3 protein-coding genes are annotated in these 2,390 nt (G+C 57.5%); 2 read left to right on the top strand and 1 reads right to left on the bottom strand.

The features are described 5' to 3' along the window. On the bottom strand, window positions 1–243 hold a 243-nt coding region (locus QZY03_RS12650), incomplete at its 3' end, for a ParB N-terminal domain-containing protein (protein WP_295581528.1). Window positions 244–575: 332 nt separating this feature from the next. Between QZY03_RS12650 and QZY03_RS12645 the strand changes: the two genes are divergently transcribed. Further along, entirely contained in the window at window positions 576–1,259 is a 684-nt protein-coding gene (locus QZY03_RS12645) for a hypothetical protein (RefSeq protein ID WP_295581526.1), read from the top strand. A 585-nt stretch (window positions 1,260–1,844) separates the two neighbouring features. Beyond that, window positions 1,845–2,240 (top strand): hypothetical protein, encoded by a 396-nt coding sequence (locus QZY03_RS12640; RefSeq protein WP_295581524.1) that lies wholly within the window; start codon window positions 1,845–1,847, stop codon window positions 2,238–2,240. The last annotated feature ends 150 nt before the right edge of the window (window positions 2,241–2,390 follow it).

The following is a 2,390-nucleotide window of genomic DNA, read 5'->3' as shown; positions in this document are numbered from 1 at the left end:
GCGCCGTTCACCGGCGATGATCTGGTAACGCCCGTCATCGATGGCGCGCACCACGATGGGCTGGATGACGCCCTGCCCGCGGATCGACTCGACCAGTTCACGCATCCTGGCCACATCGAAATGACGCTGGGGATTATGCCCCGCACGGGGCGCAATCACGCTGACGGGCAACCAGGCGAGTTGACCGTCCTCGGCGGACGGTATCGCCACGGCGGCTTGTGGGATGACGGGTTGGGTTTGCATAACGGCCCCTGTCGGTCTTTCGATGATTCGTGGCTTTGACGTGTTCCACGGTTGTGATTCACGGCGTTTGCGCTTTCCCAAGCAACTGATGCGCTTGTTGGCACCGTTTCATTGCGGCCATCCCCCGCGCCTACTGGCTTCTGTTCCACGCGCTGCAAGTTGATTTTCGAATGCGCTCATTGACTGCCACCGATCCACTATAAGCGCCATTATAGCCACCCGCTTTATTTCGTCAAGAGTGATATTTATTTATTACTCTCCGTTTTACGTTTTCCGCCACCCTTGCTAGGCTACCCCCCATGATTTCTTCCTTCTTTATGGCAGCGGTTGATATGAGCGGCACACCACGACCGGCGACGCCGGTAGAACGCTTTTCGGCGTCCGTCACGGACGGTCATCTCAAGGGGGCACTCGATGCGTTGGTATGCCTTCCGGTCAATGTCCTGCGCGAGGTGCTATTGAATGCGGGTTTCCGGGTGGCTTTCGAGCAGACCAAGCCGAAGGTGCTGGCCGCTATTCAAGCGCAGTTGCTGCAGGCCGTGGCCGCCCGGACATTGCCCCGCAATCCCTGGAAAGCGGAACCGGCATTGCCCAATGACGCGCTGTTCGGCTCAGCGCCGGCGGTGATCGGGGAGAACGAGTGGCGCGTGATCGTGCGCCCCAGCGTCTTGGACGGACGCTGTACCGAGTATCAATGGCGCCGTATTGGATCGCTCCCGTGGCGCCAGGCCGGCGAGTGGCCGACCTTCAATCACAACGATGGCCTCTATATGGGTTGCCCGCGGTCTCTGGCGGACAAGGTGTTCTTCCCGAATCAGCCAGCCATTGAGGCCGCGCTGGGCAAGCCGCCTGCCGCTGCGACCGGGCAGCAACTGGACTTGCCGCTATCAGGGGTGCCACGTTTTTCGTTTGGATCGCGCCCATCACGTGGCCGACGGCGCGGGTTCGCGTACATGCAACGCCCGCGCGCCGGGGGACGGCAGGCGGGCGCTAATCCGGCTGGATCACAGGAATGATATCGGTCTGGGGGTGGGGCTCTGGCGCTCGGTGCCATGGGGATGATGGCCGGGGGTGCACGGACAGAGGTGTGCGGATCGGATTGGGTTCGGGCAGGGGACCGGCGGTCATCCATACGGCCCGGCGGAAAGGCGACACGGCGACCCGATCGCTTCGCGGCTAAGGGCGCCGAGCCAAGGGCGGAGACGCCTCGCGTAGCGTGAGGTCCGAAGACTATGGGGCAGGTCACAGAATAGCTGCCTCCCTCCCGACTACTATGAAAAAAATGTGGTTCCCGTTGCAGCCACCGGCCTAGTCGCAGCCGGCTGTCAAGCGGCGGCAGCGATGTCCCAGACGCGGACCTTGACAGGGGTAGCATTGATCAGCATACGGACATACGGACACCCATAGCACCTCGGGTGCAGGTCGGCCGGGCGCCGCTTTTCTCCTCGGTTAACAAGATATGCGGCCAGTTGGCCGGTCTTGTCCGCTGTTACCGAGTTATGCAGCCGGCAGAAATCCCGTTAGGCTGAGGTGGTGAGATTCCCTTGGCTTATTAGAAAAAATTGCCTTGATCCCGTAACTCCAACAAAGAAGAATTGATTATGGCGAATAACAAAGCATCAAGTTCTCAAAATGAAGACGCACATGAAAATTCGGCGTCGAAGAAGCGAGAAGCAATAAAAACGTTCGTTGCAGTTGTTTTAGCTAGTTCTACGAGTCTTGGCATTGCCTCGGAGACTGATAAATATATTACACCTGAGCAGCAACGCCAAATAATTCAAAAATGTGATAGTGATGGTGATTCAAAATTATCTGGGAGGGAGGTTCTATGTAGCGCTAGAGAAAAAAATAAGTACCTAAAGGAATTAAAAGAGAAAATTACCAGAAGCGCTGATGAAAAGTCCAGAAGCGCTGATGCACATGCCAGAAGCGCTGATGCACATGAAGAAAATATACGTAAACTCAAAATAATTTCTGAAGCCCTAAAAAACAGATAATTACACTTATCCTCGACTTTGGCCATTTTTGCCTGAGGCCGGGCGCTGTGCACGGGTGGGCTGGACCAGGGCCGGCGGCTCCTGCGGAGGTGGCGGCAGCGGGAGACCGGCGGTATCGTCTGAAGTCGACCAAAACACCAGCCGTCACCG

The sequence above is a fragment of the uncultured Lamprocystis sp. genome (assembly GCF_903933125.1).
Classification (GTDB): Bacteria; Pseudomonadota; Gammaproteobacteria; order Chromatiales; family Chromatiaceae; genus Thiodictyon.
This window is presented reverse-complemented; position numbering and strand designations above follow the sequence as displayed.